This is a genomic window from Parendozoicomonas sp. 2304DJ65-17 (assembly GCF_058148445.1).
Genome location: NZ_JBYVJV010000161.1, coordinates 1 through 230, shown reverse-complemented (window position 1 = coordinate 230; position 230 = coordinate 1). Strand labels below are relative to the sequence as shown.

Sequence of the window (230 nt, the reverse complement as noted above, 5' to 3'; positions counted from 1 at the left end):
TTATTGCTGCCGATGTGGCGACAAAAGCCGCATGCGTAGAAATTGGTTTCCGCGACCGTTTTACTGGTTGTCTGGTTGTTTCTGGAGATGTAGGCAGCGTCGATTCTTCTCTTAATGCTGTGCTTGATCTTCTCGGTGGGATGCTCAAGTTCTCTCCCGCTGAAATGACTCGTTCATAGTTGGGTAAAAACAGAATTCGACTATGCAGAAAACGGTTATGAAAAAAACCA

Annotated in this window: 1 protein-coding gene; it reads left to right on the top strand. The window is 45.2% G+C overall.

Annotation, left to right across the window (positions count from 1 at the left end; all coding sequences use genetic code 11):
• Positions 1 to 14: 14 nt before the first annotated feature.
• Positions 15 to 179: a BMC domain-containing protein gene (locus ACY2RR_RS24885; protein ID WP_490110881.1), complete on the top strand. Its 165-nt coding sequence runs from the start codon at positions 15 to 17 to the stop codon at positions 177 to 179.
• The last annotated feature ends 51 nt before the right edge of the window (positions 180 to 230 follow it).